The sequence below is a fragment of the Streptomyces sp. NPDC036984 genome, assembly GCF_055607665.1.
In genome coordinates this window covers 15,481-29,072 of record NZ_JBVJRL010000032.1, presented here as the reverse complement: position 1 = coordinate 29,072, position 13,592 = coordinate 15,481, and the positions used below count along the sequence as shown (strand labels likewise).

Annotated in this window: 14 protein-coding genes and 1 pseudogene; 13 read left to right on the top strand and 2 right to left on the bottom strand. The window is 70.6% G+C overall.

Features of this window, described 5'->3' with window-relative positions:
• Positions 1 to 162 precede the first annotated feature (162 nt).
• Positions 163 to 606 carry a DUF7144 family membrane protein gene (locus ACZ7DL_RS35970; RefSeq protein WP_470780843.1) on the bottom strand — a complete coding sequence of 148 codons (444 nt, stop codon included), beginning with the start codon at positions 604 to 606 and terminating at the stop codon, positions 163 to 165.
• A gap of 264 nt (positions 607 to 870) precedes the next feature.
• Here ACZ7DL_RS35970 and ACZ7DL_RS35965 point away from each other — a divergent pair, with 264 nt between their 5' ends.
• The 9 genes and pseudogenes from ACZ7DL_RS35965 to ACZ7DL_RS35925 all read left to right on the top strand — a co-directional run bounded on the left by ACZ7DL_RS35965 (position 871) and on the right by ACZ7DL_RS35925 (position 5,781).
• Positions 871 to 1,359, top strand: coding sequence for a hypothetical protein (locus ACZ7DL_RS35965; protein ID WP_470780841.1), 489 nt, complete (start codon positions 871 to 873; stop codon positions 1,357 to 1,359).
• Positions 1,360 to 1,607: 248 nt separating this feature from the next.
• Entirely contained in the window at positions 1,608 to 1,871 is a 264-nt protein-coding gene (locus ACZ7DL_RS35960) for a DUF1049 domain-containing protein (protein WP_470780839.1), read from the top strand.
• 111 nt (positions 1,872 to 1,982) lie between these two features.
• Positions 1,983 to 2,531, top strand: a complete 549-nt coding sequence (locus ACZ7DL_RS35955) for a phosphatase PAP2 family protein (RefSeq protein WP_470780837.1) — start codon at positions 1,983 to 1,985, stop codon at positions 2,529 to 2,531.
• A gap of 123 nt (positions 2,532 to 2,654) precedes the next feature.
• The gene (locus tag ACZ7DL_RS35950) at positions 2,655 to 3,107 is read left to right on the top strand and encodes an SRPBCC family protein (RefSeq protein ID WP_470780836.1); all 453 of its coding nucleotides are present in this window, start codon (positions 2,655 to 2,657) and stop codon (positions 3,105 to 3,107) included.
• A 100-nt stretch (positions 3,108 to 3,207) separates the two neighbouring features.
• The gene (locus ACZ7DL_RS35945) at positions 3,208 to 4,311 is read left to right on the top strand and encodes an AI-2E family transporter (protein ID WP_470780833.1); all 1,104 of its coding nucleotides are present in this window, start codon (positions 3,208 to 3,210) and stop codon (positions 4,309 to 4,311) included.
• A pseudogene (locus tag ACZ7DL_RS35940) lies at positions 4,307 to 4,535 on the top strand (ribonuclease BN); the annotation flags it as partial. The gene ACZ7DL_RS35945 and the pseudogene ACZ7DL_RS35940, both read left to right, overlap by 5 nt.
• Positions 4,536 to 4,694: 159 nt before the next feature.
• Complete coding sequence (locus tag ACZ7DL_RS35935; protein ID WP_470780936.1) at positions 4,695 to 5,066, top strand: phage holin family protein; 372 nt, start codon at positions 4,695 to 4,697, stop codon at positions 5,064 to 5,066.
• The gene (locus ACZ7DL_RS35930) at positions 5,063 to 5,509 is read left to right on the top strand and encodes a DUF3618 domain-containing protein (RefSeq protein ID WP_470780831.1); all 447 of its coding nucleotides are present in this window, start codon (positions 5,063 to 5,065) and stop codon (positions 5,507 to 5,509) included. The genes ACZ7DL_RS35935 and ACZ7DL_RS35930 overlap by 4 nt, the downstream gene beginning before the upstream one ends.
• Positions 5,510 to 5,514: 5 nt before the next feature.
• Positions 5,515 to 5,781: a DUF4235 domain-containing protein gene (locus ACZ7DL_RS35925; RefSeq protein WP_470780830.1), complete on the top strand. Its 267-nt coding sequence runs from the start codon at positions 5,515 to 5,517 to the stop codon at positions 5,779 to 5,781.
• Between the two features lie 1,012 nt (positions 5,782 to 6,793).
• Here the strand turns inward: ACZ7DL_RS35925 and ACZ7DL_RS35920 are convergent.
• Entirely contained in the window at positions 6,794 to 7,213 is a 420-nt protein-coding gene (locus tag ACZ7DL_RS35920) for a CBS domain-containing protein (RefSeq protein ID WP_470780828.1), read from the bottom strand.
• 204 nt (positions 7,214 to 7,417) lie between these two features.
• Between ACZ7DL_RS35920 and ACZ7DL_RS35915 the strand changes: the two genes are divergently transcribed.
• From ACZ7DL_RS35915 to ACZ7DL_RS35900, 4 genes are all read left to right on the top strand, one after another.
• Entirely contained in the window at positions 7,418 to 8,329 is a 912-nt protein-coding gene (locus tag ACZ7DL_RS35915) for an NAD-dependent protein deacetylase (protein ID WP_470780827.1), read from the top strand.
• Positions 8,330 to 8,808: 479 nt separating this feature from the next.
• Positions 8,809 to 9,831 carry a LacI family DNA-binding transcriptional regulator gene (locus ACZ7DL_RS35910; RefSeq protein ID WP_470780825.1) on the top strand — a complete coding sequence of 341 codons (1,023 nt, stop codon included), beginning with the start codon at positions 8,809 to 8,811 and terminating at the stop codon, positions 9,829 to 9,831.
• Positions 9,832 to 10,091: 260 nt separating this feature from the next.
• On the top strand, positions 10,092 to 11,222 hold the full coding sequence (locus tag ACZ7DL_RS35905; RefSeq protein ID WP_470780823.1) for a glycoside hydrolase family 12 protein: 1,131 nt from the start codon (positions 10,092 to 10,094) through the stop codon (positions 11,220 to 11,222).
• A 116-nt stretch (positions 11,223 to 11,338) separates the two neighbouring features.
• A complete protein-coding gene (locus ACZ7DL_RS35900) occupies positions 11,339 to 13,549 on the top strand; it encodes a glycoside hydrolase family 3 N-terminal domain-containing protein (protein ID WP_470780821.1) in 2,211 nt (736 codons plus the stop codon).
• Positions 13,550 to 13,592 lie beyond the last annotated feature (43 nt).

The following is a 13,592-nucleotide window of genomic DNA, read 5'->3' as shown; positions in this document are numbered from 1 at the left end:
CATGGCGCTGAGGGCGTGGACGGACAGCGAGGCGTCGCGGCTCCGGGTTGAGCGGTAGTCACCGTTGCCGGAACCAGTCGACGGCGCCCTCGGAGGGGACGAGGGCGGCCGTCTGGAGGTCACCGACCATGCCGTGGTCGGCGATGGGCGGGTAGCGGCGGGTCAGCGGTTCGCCGTCTCCGGTTGGTAGGCGGCGAGGGCCCAGATGACGAAGACGTCGATGGCCATCATGATCACCGACCACACCGGCTGGTAGGGCAGGAACAGGAACTGGGCCAGCAGGCTCAGGGAGGCGAGCAGGATGCCTGCCGCGCGGGCCCATGTGGCGCCGGAGAGGATGCCCCCGCCGGTCAGGGCGGCGATGACGCCGAGAATCAGCAGGATCCAGCCCCAGCCGGTGAGGTTGATCTTGTACACGTAGTCGTCGATGGACGCGTAGACGTCGTCCGCGGCGATCGCGGAGATGCCCTGGAAGATGGCCAGGATGCCGTTCAGCAGCAACAGCACACCGGCGAAGGTGGCGCCGCCGGTGGCCCAGGGGCTGTTCCGGGTCGGGGTGGGGCCGTAGCCACCGGAGGGGGATGTCGAGCGAGGTTGCGCGGTCATGGTGGCGCTCCGTTCTCGTGCGGCGGACGCGTCCGCCGACGTCGGTCCGACAGTTTCGACCCTCGGTTCGGCGGGGCGCCACGACCACAGGCGTTAGCCCGATCGGGTGACGTGTGGTGCGGGCCGGTCAAGGCCGTCCCCTCGCTTTCCGCCGGGCGGCCGGTGCGGTCGCGGCCTGGCACCTCCGGCCCCGGGCATGCGGATGACGGGCGGTGGCACTTCACTCGGAAGGGACCGATCGGCAGTCGGCAGGGAGGCCGCAGCGTGACTGGACACGTGAGACGAGGCGCAACGGTGGCCGTACTGGTGGCGATGCTGGCCGCCGGCGCGGGCGGATGCTCGGACGACGGCGGTGGCGGCGCGTCGGACGCCGCGAGCAAGGCGGCCTCCGCCGCCGCGTCGGTGGGGTCTCGGGCGGCCGACTCCCTGGCTTCGGCGACCGCGGAGGCCCGCCGCAAGCTCGACTCCGTCAAGGGCGGCGTCAACGCCAAGGCGGACGTGAAACTCGGCACCACGGGCAAGGACGGCAGCGGGCGCAGCACCGTCACCGTGACCGCCGACAACACCACGGACGCCGAGAAGTCCTTCGCCGTTCAGGTCAATTTCCACGACGGCGGAGGCAAGCTGCTGGACGTGGTCGTGGTGACCATCTCCGACGTGGCGGCCGGCAGGTCCGGTACCGGCACGGCCCGCAGCACGCGCAAGCTCTCCGGGACGGTGAAGGCCGTGGTCGGCACCGCCGTACGGTACTGACGGCGCCGAGCCGGCCGAAGGGGCGCTTCCTGTCGCTTCCTCGTGCGCCTCGGATCAGCTGCGTCCGCTCTCCCGCACCGTGCATGTGCCCGTTCCCGAGGGGCACCACAGGGTGCGCACGTCGTGCCGTACTGGCGGAGGAGCCGCCGCTGAGCCGCTACTGGAGGCGGTAGCGGAGCCGGCCGCGTGTCACCCGGGCGGCCGGGCCCGCACGAGCAGCGCCGACCGGTCGTGCCCCTCCTGACGCCATGAGCCGGGAAGGCGTCAGGGATCCGTCCGACCGCACCGGCAGACGGAGGAAGACGGAACGGGCGTCACCGCTGCCCCCGTCCCGCATCACCATGCGGGTACCGGCCGCCCTCTCGATCGTTCTCATCGCCGACAACACCCCCGAGGGCAGGATCCGATCGCTGATCCCCTTCGTCTCCATGCCGCTCTCCCGTGCGCTCCTCGTCATGTTCGCACTCGGCGGCCTGTGCGGAGCGCTCCTGTGGCGCAGCAAGGGCAGGTGACCGCAGCCCAGCCGCGAAAGGACCGGATGTACGCGCGCCGACGGATGTGCGTGTGGCCGGCCTCGGGCAGGTTTTCGGTGTGGACGGCGCGTGGGGGGATACCTGCGCTTCATGACAGTGCGCGCCGGCTTGGACATGGTGGATCGGGTTCTGACGCAGCAGGCGGCTTCCCGCATCCCGGAAGGTGTCGGCAAGGTGTTGTCGGCGGTGGAGGAAACAGCGGAGAGCAGCAAGCTGTGGTGGGGTGCCGCAGTGGTGATGGCCGTGGCCGGGGGGTGGCAGGGGCGGGTGGCGGCGGTGGCGGGCCTGTCCGCCGTGGCTCTCGCGCAGCTCTTCTCGGGCGGGGTGTGCAAGCAGCTCGCGGACCGGCCGCGGCCGCCCAAGGAGTGGATCCCTCACGACGAGGTGCACGACCGGCCCGATTCCTCCTCGTTCCCCTCCGGACACACCGCGGGTGCGGTCGCCTTCACGGCCGCCATCGCTCCCACGTGGCCCGCGGCCGGTGCCGTGTGCGCGGTACCGGCCGCGATGGTCGCCCTCGAGCGCGTGCAGTCCGGCGCCCACTATCCCAGTGACGTCGTCACCGGTGCCGCGATCGGACTGGCGAGCGCCTGGCTGACCCGGCGTGCACCGTCCCTGCTCCTGCGCCACCTGCCCTGACCGTCCGCGGGCCGGGGGTCCGGTACCCCGCGGGCCGGTGACCGCCGTCGGGCGAGAAACCGGCGCGGTCAGCGGCCACATCCAGTCGGCCCGTATCTCACTCCAGAGGAAAGGAGATCACCGTTGTCCCAGGTAGAAGAATCCATCGAGGTCCAGGTCCCGGTCCGTACCGCGTACAACCAGTGGACCCAGTTCGAGGACTTCCCCCGGTTCATGGACGGGGTCGAGCGCATCGAGCAGCGCACCGACACCCTCACCCACTGGGTGACCAGGATCGGCGGCGCCCAGCGGGAGTTCGACGCGGAGATCACCGAACAGATCCCCGACGAGCGCGTCGCCTGGACCACCGTGGACGGTGAGGCCAGGCAGGCAGGCGTCGTCACCTTCCACCGCCTGGACGACACCCGCACCAAGGTCATGCTCCAGCTCGAGTACGAACCGGAGACACTGGCCGAGACGGTCGGCGACAAGCTCGGCTTCGTCAAGCGGCAGGCCACCGGCGATTTGAAGCGGTTCAAGGAGTTCATCGAATCCCGCGGCGGCGCGGAAACGGGCGCCTGGCGCGGCGAGGTGTAGCCTCCGGAGCCCACAGGCCGGTGCCGTGCCCTCCCCGGCAGGCACCGGTCTTTCGCGGCTGCCGTCGTTTCCTCCCTCCGGTGCCGGGCACCCACGGTTCATGCAGACGCGCCAGGTACCGGTACGGACCATCCTCGCCGCCATCGGTTTGGTCCTCGCCGCCTACATCGCGCTCCAGCTGGTGATCGCAACACGCCGGGTGCTGGTGTGGGTGGCGATCGCGTTGTTCTTCGCGGTCGCGCTGTATCCCGCGGTCGACGCGGTGGAGCGACGGGTGACGCGCGGTCGCCGGTCGGTGGCCACCTTGCTGGTCTTCCTGGTCGCGGTGGTGGCCGTCGGCGCGTTGGTCGCCTTGTTCGTCACGCCGCTGGCTCAGGAGGGGACCCGGCTCGCCGGCCGGCTGCCGGAGATGATCCAGGACGCGCGAGCCGGCCGCGGTCCCGTCGGGGACCTGCTGGAACGTACCCACGCCCTGCGGTACGTCCAGCAGCATCACCAGCAGATCCGCTCCTTCGCCACCGGGCTGGGCACCCCGGCCCTGGCGTTCGTCCGCAGCGCCGCGACCACCCTGGCAGGAGCCGTCACGATCTTCGTCCTGGCGTACCTGATGGTGCTGGAGGGCCCCAAGATCGTCAACGGCACTCTGTCTTTGGTGGATGACGCACGCGCCGACCGAATCCGCCGCGTGGGAGCGGATTGCGCTCGCACCGTGACCGGCTATCTGACCGGCAACCTGCTGATCAGCGTCATCTGTGGCGTGCTGACCTACGTCGTGCTCCTGGTGGCCGGGGTGCCGTTCGCGGGCCTGCTGGCCCTGTTCGTCGCCCTCGCCGATCTCATTCCCCTGGTGGGCGCCACCCTCGGGGCCGTCGTCGCCTCGGTGGCAGCCTTCATCCACTCCCTGCCCGCCGGCATCGCCGCCGTCATCTTCTTCATCGTCTACCAACAGGCCGAGAACCACCTCCTCCAGCCGGTCATCCTCTCTCGTACGGTGAAGCTCAACCCCCTCACCGTCCTGCTGGCCATCCTGATCGCCGTCGACATCGCCGGAATCCTCGGCGCGCTGCTCGCCATCCCCATCGCCGGCATGATCAAGGTCATCCTCCACGACATCTGGGCGCACCGCGGCGGTCGGACACTGAAATTGCCGATGCGGGGGGACGACCGCACGGACGTCGCCCGGTCCGCCGACGATGCGAAGTGATCACGGCTCATACCACAAGACCTACGACACGACGGCAGGCGTCATCGTCTTCCTCGCCTGGCTGTGGATCAGCAACCTGGCCATCCTGCTCGGCCGGGTACTGGACGCGGAGACCGTCCGGCAGCGGGCCGTCACCGGGCGGACATCCGCCCGAGGCCCAGCCCTGGACCCCGCCGCGCCGCACCGGCAAGGGGGACGAGAACGACCTGCACAGCATGGACGACGTTGGATGCCCTGAACTGCTCGCACGGGGGTACTCGCACGCTCACGAAGAACTCCGAAGTCTCTCGGGCCGTACCGAGCGCACGTTATGGAAGGTGATCGCTGTGTCCAGTACGCAGCCTTACGACGGGGCGGGCCGCCGAGCGCCCAGCGAGGAACCGGTGGGTGAGCTGGTGCAGCGTGCTTCGCAGCAGCTGACCGATCTGGTGCGGGGCGAGCTGCGCCTGGCGCAGGCGGAGATGAAGGAGAAGGGCAAGCGCTACGGCAAGGGCGGCGGACTGTTCGGCGGTGCCGGGCTGGTCGGGTTCCTGATGCTTCAGGCCCTGGTGGCCACGGTGATCGCGGCCTTGGCGGTAGCGCTGCCGGTGTGGGCCTCGGCCCTGATCGTCACTGCGGTGCTCGGTGTGATCGCCGCCGTGATGGCGCTGACCGGCAAGAAGAACGTCGCCAAGGCGGCGCCGCCCGCCCCGGAACAGACGATCGAGAACGTGAAGGCCGATGTGGCCGAAATCAAGGAGAGCGCACACCGATGACCCAGCCACCCCACGACGAGCCCACCGCTTCCAGCCCCGAGGAACTGCGCGAGCAGGTCGAGCAGACCCGCCACGAACTCGGCGAGACGGTCGAGGCGCTCGCGGCGAAGACAGACGTCAAAGCCCGCGTCCAGGAAAGGGCCGCCGAGGTCAAGGAACAGGCCGCCGCCAAGGCGGAAGAGCTGAAGAACAAGGCCACCGACATCGCCCACCAGGCACAGGACAGGCTGCCCGATCCCGTCAAGGACAAGGCTGCCCGCATGGCCGACCGAACCCGCGTCAAGACCGCGCAGGCCGGCCAGTTGTGGCAGGACAAAGCTCCTGAACCGGTCCGGCACACCACTGCCCAAGGCGCCCGGTGGGTGCAGGACAACCGCAAGCTGCTGGTTGCCGGCGGGGGCGTGGCGGTGCTGCTGTGGCTGGTCTGCCGCCGTAAGGGGTGAACCAGGTGAAGGCATCGAAGATCGCCTACAAACCCGTCGGCCTCGCCCTCGGGGCGGTGAGCGGCATGGTCGCCGGTGGCTTGTTCAAACAGGCATGGAAGATGCTCGGCCATGACGAGGACGCGCCCGACGCCACCGATGAAGACCGCTCCTGGCGCGAGACTCTCGTCGCCGCCACCCTCCAAGGGGCGATCTTCGCCGGGGTCAAGGCCACCGTCGACCGGGCCGGCGCCACCGCCACCCGCCGCCTGACCGGAACCTGGCCCGGCTGACGCCCACCGCATGATGCGTGAGGGCCGGCGCCCGCACCGGCGCCGGCCCTCGCGCCCACACCCCCGCAGCCGCACGAAGGACCGCCGTCATGTCCGATCAGCACGCAGCTGCGGCTCTGACAGCCGCCGCAGTCGTCGCCACGATCCTCGTCGCCCGCGCAGCGATCCTCCGCCACGGTCACCGACGCCACGCCACCCGCCTGACAGCCGGCGAACCGTCGACGGCAGCACGGCCTCCGTCACGGCCCCGCCGGATGATCCCGCCGCCGACGTCGTCCGAGCGGCCGAACAGCACGTGTACAGCTGCTACCAGCAGCTTCACACGCGCGCCGACCCTCCCGAGTGAACGCGAGGCCGGGGCAGGCATACCTGGGCAGGCCTGAGTATGGCCTGCGTATGCTCGTCCGAGCGATTGTCCACCGCAGCCTGCCGTGACGACAGAGGACGGCAACCGCGTCAAGTGGGCGTCCGACAAGAGAACGGACGGCTCATGTTGTGGCTGATGAAGCGTGCGGTGGCGACTACCGCGATCGCCGGGGGCCTGCTGTCGGCAGCGGCTGGAAGTGCCGGGGCGACCGGTGTCATCGGCGCAGGGAACAGTGCGCACGACAATCGCTGCGTCAACACCGGCTCCGCGCCTAGCATTCGGCCAAGCGCGCCTTCGACCGGTACGACGGCCGGAGAGCGTGCTGGCGTTCTTGTTGAGCACTCCCGCCGATCAGTGCGGTGACCAGGACAAGGCCGACCAGCCGGCGGAGAACGTGCACGTCGACATGGCGGAGTGACCGCCTGGCCCGGTGACCTCCTGGTCCGGTGGCCGAGTGGGGCGGTGGGTGAAGGCGTCGCCCCTTGGCGCGTGGAGCGCAGACCGGGCTGCGACACATCCAACGCCCCCCTTCGGGCGCCCGCCTGAGGAGATGTTCGGTCCGGGCCCCTGGACAAGCCGGCGCGCAGAGCAGGGGCCGGACCGGTCACCACTGCTGCGGTCCCGGGCACGGCCCCTGTTCCCGGCCTACTGGTTCGGCCTCGCTGCGCTGATGTCCCCGAGTGCCGATTCCGAGTCCCGCTCGATCGCCAGGTCTCCGAGCGACACGATTCCGACGGGGTGGCCCTCTTGGACCACCGGCAGGCGGCGAACGGAGTGCTCGCGCATGAGCTCTACCGCATGGTCGAGATCCTCGTCGGGGGTCACGGTGACAAGGTCATCGCTGCACGCGGAGGCAACGGTCTTCTGCTCCAGGTCTCCGCCCAGTGCAAGCGCACGCACCACGAGATCACGGTCGCTTACCAGACCACGCAGCTCGTCGCCCTCGGTGACCAGAACGACCCCGATGTCCTCGTCACGCATCCTCTGGGCCACCGCCGTCACCGAGGTCTGCGGTTCCACCGTCACCAGCTGGCTGGTCATGATGTCTCGCACATGCTGCGTCATGGCGCCTCCCTTGAGTAGGTTCTTCTCGTTCTCGTTGTGCCGAGTACCCGAGCCACGCCGTGTCCCACCGGCGATGACTCACGCAGCCCGGCCACGACATGCCGCTCCCGGCGCCTGCGCCCAGGGAAAACCGTCAGGCGGCGCTCTGCTTGCGGGTCACCAGGTGCCGACGCCTGAAGGCAGCCTGTTCCGTACCCTGGCGGCATGCGCATGCGCCCCACACTGAGCTGGACCCCTACCGAGGACCTGCCACCGGGCACCACGGATCTCGGGCCGGTCACCGATGCGCTGAGGACCGGCGGCGTGCTGGTGCTCAGCGGGGCGGGTATCTCGACGGAGTCGGGCATCCCCGACTACCGGGGCGAGGGCGGGAGCCTGAGCCGGCACACCCCGATGACCTATCAGGACTTCACCGGTGGCGCCCAGGCCCGGCGCCGGTACTGGGCGCGTAGCCACCTCGGCTGGCGCACTTTCGGTCGCGCCCGCCCCAACGCCGGGCACAGGGCCGTGGCCGCGTTCGGGCGGCACGGCATGCTCTCGGCTGTGATCACCCAGAACGTCGACGGCCTGCACCAGGCCGCCGGCAGCGAGGGCGTGGTCGAGCTCCACGGGAGCCTGGACCGGGTCGTCTGCCTGTCCTGTGGCGCCTCCAGCCCGCGCCGCGAAGTCGCCCGGCGGCTGGAGGAGGCCAATCCGGGATTCAAGCCGGTGGCCGCAGGAATCAACCCGGACGGTGACGCCGACCTCACCGACGAACAGGTCGGGGACTTCCGCGTGGTGCCCTGCGCGGTCTGCGGCGGCATCCTCAAACCGGACGTGGTGTTCTTCGGCGAAGCCGTTCCGCCGTGGCGGGTCGAGCACTGCCGCAAGCTGGTCCGCGAGGCGGCCTCGCTGCTGGTCCTGGGCTCCTCACTGACGGTGATGTCGGGGCTCCGGTTCGTCCGCCAGGCCGCCCAGGCCGGGAAGCCGGTGCTGATCGTCAACCGGGACCCGACCCGGGGCGACCGGCATGCCCTGACCCGGATCGCGCTCCCGCTGGGAACGGCTCTCACCACCGTGGCCGGGCGGCTGGGCATCCCCGCGGACGGCCGGCCGGCGGCCTGGGTGGAGGGATGACGGTGGTGGGGCGTCACCGAGCGCATCACCAGCCCCGCGGGGCGATGCCGAGCATGACGGGAAGGGTCCTCGGCCGGCACAGGACCTGAGGGGACGCCGCCGCACGCGCCATATGTGCCCAGACCATGTCCCGGGCCGACGTCGCTGAACGCCACCCGGCTGGTCACTTCAGCGACGCGCAGGCGAAGTCCGCCCGCACCGTACGCACTTGAGCCAGATGGTCAGCCTCCAGGGGGACCTGTGTGGTGAGGGAGAGGCCGGCGACCGGTTGCCGTCCCTGGTCGCCACCGCGAGCTGCGGGTGGCTGGGGCGACGGCCACGCCGGACGGCCGCTTCAGCCGGAGCAAGGGGCCCGCGTCGCGACAGGCGGCGTCGATGCGCCGCGGGGGTCCGATAGTTTCGGAGGGCACCGCCCGCGGCCGCCGTGTGCCCCGTGCGCCCGGGACCGTAAGATCGTGTTTCTCGTGGGGGAGGTAGTCATGGACAGGCGGCGTCCTGGCACGCCGACGCTGGAGGAGGTGGCCGCCCGCGCCGGAGTGGGCCGGGGCACGGTCTCCCGCGTGGTGAACAACGCGGCAGGGGTGAAGGAATCGACCCGCGAAGCCGTGCAACGCGCCATCGCCGAACTGGGGTACGTACCCAATCTCGCCGCCCGGTCCCTGGCCGGCCGCCGCGCCGACGCCGTGGCGCTCGTCATGACAGAGCCGGACTGGCGGCTGTTCGCGGAGCCTTTCTTCTCCGAGATCGTCCGCTCGCTCGGCGACGCCCTGGCCGACACGGGCATGCAGCTGCTGCTGACCCTGGTCCGCTCGGACACCGAACGGCGACGCTTCCTGGAGTACGCCCGCGGCGGGCGGGTCGACGGGGTGCTGGTGATGTCCGTGCACGCCGACGACCCGCTGCCCGACATGCTCGCCGAGGCCCGGCTGCCGACCGTCCTGCTGGGCCGCCGGTCGGGCGACGAGCAGGTCAGCTACGTCGATGCGGACAACGTGGGTGGCGCCCGCGACGCCGTCGCCCATCTGCTGGCCGGCGGTCGCAGGACGATCGCCACGATCACCGGACCGCTCGACATGTACGTCGCCAAGTGCCGTCTGCGCGGCTACCGCGACGCCCTGGCATCGGCCGGCCTGACGGCCGACGAATCGCTGACGGTGGAGGGCGACTTCACCGAGGAAAGCGGTTACCGGGCCATGGTCCGTCTCCTCGAACGGCATCCGCAGATCGACGGCGTACTCGCCGCGTCGGACACCACGGCGGCCGGTGCCCTGCGGGCGCTGCGCGCGGCCGGCCGCCGGGTGCCGGAGGACGTCGCCGTCATCGGATTCGACGACTTTCCGCTGGCCGAACGGACCGAGCCGCCGTTGACGACGGTCCGTCAGCCGGTGGTGGAGATCGGGCGGGCCATGGTCCGGCTGCTGCTGGAGGAGCTGGAGGAGCCGGCCCTGGCCTGGCGGCACGTGATCCTGCGGACAGAGCTCGTGGTGCGCGCGTCGGCCTGAGCGCCACGGCGACCGGGTGACGGCGTACGCGCCCGCCGTTTTCGGGAGCGCTCCCAAAAAATCACGTCCAACGATCCCGCCCGCAGCTCCCAACTGGGCATTCGAAACCTCTTCGATGCAATACCCGTCCCAGACCTTGTCAGGAACATGCGCCTCTCCCTACAGTCCCACCGAAACCGAGGGAATGGGAGCGCTCCCATATGCAGCATGGGAGCGCTCCCACAGCCGACCTTCCCCCAATCCCCCCGGAGAGGACCCGCATGCGACCGTCACCGCACCAAGCCCGGAGCGTGCGCGGCGTGCTCGGCGCGCTGCTCACCTCGCTCGTCTCGCTCGCCGCGTTGTTCACCACGGCCTCGGCGGCCCAAGCCGACACGTCGGTCTGTGAAGCGTTCGGGTCGACGACGATCCAGGGCCGCTACGTCGTGCAGAACAACCGCTGGGGCACCGGCGAGACCCAGTGCATCACCGTGACCGACTCGGGATTCCGGATCGCCCAGGCAGACGGATCCGTTCCGACGAACGGCGCCCCGAAGTCGTACCCGTCCGTCTACAACGGCTGCCACTACACCAACTGCTCACCCGGCACCAACCTGCCCGCCCGGCTCAGCACCGTCTCCAGCGCGCCGACCAGCATCTCGTACGGCTACGTGAGCGACGCGGTGTACGACGCCGCGTACGACATCTGGCTCGACCCGACACCCCGCACCGACGGCGTGAACCGGACCGAGATCATGGTCTGGTTCAACAAGGTCGGCTCCATCCAGCCGGTGGGCTCGCAGGTCGGCAGCGCCACCGTGGCCGGGCGTCAGTGGCAGGTGTGGTCCGGCAACAACGGCTCCAACGACGTGCTGTCGTTCGTCGCGCCGTCGGCGATCACCAGCTGGAACTTCGACGTCATGGACTTCGTCCGGCAGGCCGTCTCCCGCGGGCTGGCGCAGAACGACTGGTACCTGACGAGCGTCCAGGCGGGCTTCGAGCCATGGCAGAACGGCACGGGCCTCGCCGTGACCTCGTTCTCCTCGACGGTCAACACCGGCTCCTCAGGTGACCCGGGCACTCCCGGAGGCTCCACGGCGTGCAAGGTGGCCTACACGACGAACGTCTGGCAGGGCGGCTTCACCGCCGATGTCACCGTCACCGACACCGGGTCCGCCCCCGTCAGCGGCTGGAAACTCGGCTTCACCCTGCCGTCCGGGCAGCGCATCACCAGCGCCTGGAGCGCGACCGTCTCCCCGTCCTCGGGAGCCGTCACGGCGAGCAACCTGGCCTACAACGGACAGATCCCGGCCGGCGGCCAGGTCTCCTTCGGCTTCCAGGGCACCTATAGCGGCAGCTTCGCCAAGCCGTCCGACTTCAGCCTGAACGGCACGGCCTGCACCACCGCGTGACACACGCCCCCAGACTCCGGGTCCCGCCCGCCTTCCCGCGCCGACGAACGGGCGGGACCCGGATCCCACCGGCGCCGCCCCCGTCCTGGGACACACTCCCGGAAAGGCCCGTCTCCATGCGCCCTCTGTCCGCCCGCCGCACGGTGACGACGGCCCTGGCCCTATGCGTCGCGGCCCTGGCCCTCACCGCACCGGCCGTCGCCGCTCCGGAGCCCGTCGCCCGCTCGGCTGCTGCCGGCCTCCCCTACCAGGACGCCTCCTTACCCGTGCCGGACCGCGTCACCGACCTGCTCGCGCGGATGACGCTGGACGACAAGCTCGGCCAGATGACACAGATCGAGAAGGACGCGTTCGTCCCGCAGTCCGACCTCGCCACGTACCGCATCGGGTCCGTGCTGTCCGGGGGCGACTCCACGGTCAGCCCCAACAACGCCCAGACCTGGGCCGACACCTACGACTCCCTCCAGCGCACCGCGCTGACGACGCCGCTCGGCATCCCGATGATCTATGGGATCGACGCCGTGCACGGCCACAACGCGGTCCGCGGCGCCACCCTGTTCCCCCACAACATCAGCCTCGGCGCCACGCGCGACCCCGCCCTCGTCCAGCGGATCGGACGGGCGGTGGCCGAAGAGGTGTCGGGCACCGGCATCGACTGGGACTTCGCCCCCTGCCTGTGCGTGGCCCGCAACGACCGGTGGGGCCGTACGTACGAGTCGTACGGCGAGACGCCTGAACTGCCCTCGGCGATGACGACGTTCGTCACCGGCCTCCAGGGGGACGCCCTGGGCGCCGGACCGGCGTCGGTGCTCGCCACCGCCAAGCACTACCTCGGCGACGGCGGCACCAGCGGTGGTGTCGACCAAGGGAACACCGAGCTGTCCGAGGCCGACCTGCGGGCGATCCACCTGCCGCCGTTCAAGGAGGCGGTGCGCCGCGGCGTCGGGGCCGTGATGCTGTCGTACAGCAGCTGGAACGGGGTCAAGTCCCATGCCGGCACATACCTGGTGACCGACGTCCTCAAGGGCGAGCTGGGCTTCAGCGGGTTCGTCGTCTCCGACTGGGCCGCGGTCGACCAGCTCGACGGGCAGAGTGGCTTCACCGGCGCCGAGATCACCACGGCCGTCAACGCGGGCGTCGACATGGTCATGGTCCCGCATGACTACAAGAGGTTCCTCACCCTGCTGCGGGGCGAGGTCACCGCCGGCCGCATCCCGCAGGCCCGCGTCGACGACGCGAACCGCCGCATCCTCACGAAGAAATTCCAGCTCGGCCTGTTCGAACACCCGCTCACCGACCGGTCCTACACCTCCACGGTCGGCTCGGCCGCGCACCGCACCCTGGCCCGGCAGGCCGTACGCGAATCCCAGGTGCTGCTGAAGAACGACGGCGGCATTCTGCCCCTGGCCAAGTCCGCCAAGCTGTTCGTCGCCGGCAAGTCGGCCGACGACATCGGCAACCAGAGCGGCGGCTGGACCGTGGGCTGGCAGGGCCGCAGCGGTCCCGTCACCGACGGCACCACCGTCCTGCAGGGGATCCGCTCCGCCGTCACCGACCCGTCCCAGATCACCTACGACCGCTACGGCAACGGCATCAACTCCGGTTACAGCGCCGCCGTCGCCGTCGTCGGGGAGACGCCGTACGCCGAGGGCCGCGGCGACCGGACGGACGGCATGGGGCTGGACCAGGAGGACCTCCAGACGCTCGCCAAGCTGAAGGCGAGCGGCGTACCTGTCGTCGTGGTGCTGGTCTCCGGCCGTCCGCTCGACGTCACCGCCCAGTTGCCCGACTGGAAGGCGCTGCTGGCCGCGTGGCTGCCCGGTACGGAGGGCGCCGGTGTCTCCGACGTCCTGTTCGGCGATCACGCGCCCACCGGAAAGCTGCCGGTGACCTGGATGAAGAGCGCCTCGCAGGAGCCGATCAACGACGGTGACGGCAAGAGCCCGCTCTTCCCGTACGGGTACGGGCTGACCTACGACGGTACGAGCCCCACCCCAACGCCCACTCCGACGCCCACTCCGACCCCGACGCCGGTCGAGTGCACCGCACAGTTCCGTGCCGTCTCGTCGTGGCAGGGCGGTTACCAGGCCGAAGTGACCGTCAAGAACACCGGCTCCGGCGCGCTGACGGGCTGGTCCGTCGACTGGGACCTGGGCGGGTCCACCGTCACCAGCCTGTGGAACGGCACGCTGACCACGGCCCAGGGCCGGGCCGTCGTCCGCAACGCCTCGTTCAACGGCTCCCTCGCGCCCGGTGCCACGACCACCTTCGGCTTCACCGCGAACGGCACCGCCGGCACCCCCGCCCTGCACTGCGCCGGCAGCTGACCGTGCACCGGACCGGCCTGCTGCCGTCCCGCACCGCGCCGGC